General features: G+C 40.2%; 2 pseudogenes. Both read left to right on the top strand.

What is annotated here, in order from left to right:
- Window positions 1-85: pseudogene (locus tag ACQRDX_RS09530) on the top strand (CPBP family intramembrane glutamate endopeptidase); the annotation flags it as partial.
- Window positions 86-161: 76 nt separating this feature from the next.
- Window positions 162-430 (top strand): annotated as a pseudogene (locus tag ACQRDX_RS09525) (hypothetical protein); the annotation flags it as partial.

The following is a 430-nucleotide window of genomic DNA, read 5'->3' as shown; positions in this document are numbered from 1 at the left end:
TGTTCGATTGAAAACTGATTGTATGACGGCAATCGCCTTACATTTACTTTGGAATAGTTTGGCTTATGTCGTAACTTTCTTGTGATACCAAAATCAAGAGTGCTTCCGTATTATGGAAGCACCTTATGTTTGATAGGGAATCGAAAAAAGAGGAGGCCACCATGTCATCTGAACAACAAGAACGTCAAGCGATGCAATACGTGGAAAGAAGTAGTTTATTGACAGTCAGAACCCTCTTAAAGCTCTTAGAATGGTCGGCTAGGCAAGCCTTAGCCCAAGATTCAGCTTATAAGATTGGGGTTCAAAAACTGGAAGAACTCCTTCAAAGCCCTTACGCAATTGAAGCGATAGATGTTAGTAAAGACATACTGGATAAGCCAATCGATGTGGAGAAATTTAAGGAGTTGATGGAGTCAGAAAAACTGCCAAT

The organism is Streptococcus sp. SGI.013 (assembly GCF_050315295.1).
GTDB classification, from domain to species: domain Bacteria; phylum Bacillota; class Bacilli; order Lactobacillales; family Streptococcaceae; genus Streptococcus; species Streptococcus porcorum.
This window is presented reverse-complemented; position numbering and strand designations above follow the sequence as displayed.